General features: G+C 31.8%; 1 protein-coding gene. It reads left to right on the top strand.

Annotated features, from left to right (window positions below; translation table 11 throughout):
* A partial coding sequence (locus R0J88_RS20060) for a hypothetical protein (protein ID WP_410900884.1) occupies positions 1–274 on the top strand: 274 nt, incomplete at both ends.

Raw genomic sequence — 274 nt, 5'->3', positions numbered from 1 at the left:
GTTATTTAAGCACAACTTCCTGTCTTATAATTTTGTATTTACTTATGGAGATCTTGATTTTAAATGTGATATAGATTGGGATCTTTCTGGTCGTTATTCGAGGATTTCACTAGATGATGAAACAGTAGGAATTGCGGACGGTTTACGGTACATCGTAAATTACCTGTTTGACCTTTCTGACGAGATAAGAAATGAAAAACAGGCCTTTACATTATTTTGTAGAGAAATTCGGAAATTTGAAGCGTTTTATTGTAATTCAATGAATAAATGTATA

It is taken from the genome of Pseudoalteromonas sp. SIMBA_162 (genome assembly GCF_046535955.1).
GTDB lineage: Bacteria > Pseudomonadota > Gammaproteobacteria > Enterobacterales > Alteromonadaceae > Pseudoalteromonas > Pseudoalteromonas marina.
Note: the sequence above shows the minus strand (reverse complement) of the source record. Positions and strands in the feature narration are given on the sequence as shown.